General features: G+C 47.8%; 1 rRNA gene. It reads right to left on the minus strand.

What is annotated here, in order from left to right:
* Positions 1 to 50 (minus strand): 5S ribosomal RNA (rrf, locus tag ACW5XC_RS20475); the annotation flags it as partial.
* Positions 51 to 226: the final 176 nt, after the last annotated feature.

Raw genomic sequence — 226 nt, forward strand, 5'->3', positions numbered from 1 at the left:
TCTGAGTTCGGCATGGGATCAGGTGGTTCCACGGCGCTATGGCCGCCAGGCAAATTCTTAATCTAGAAAGCTGACGTGAATAACGACTTGGTCATTATCACTGAATTAGTAGTTCTTCGATTTGCTACAAGGCCCAGAACACTTCTTGGGTGTTGTATGGTTAAGCCTCACGGGTAATTAGTATGGGTTAGCTCAACACGTCACCGCGCTTACACACCCCACCTAT

Source organism: Aeromonas sp. 25-AL00135, assembly GCF_054052385.1.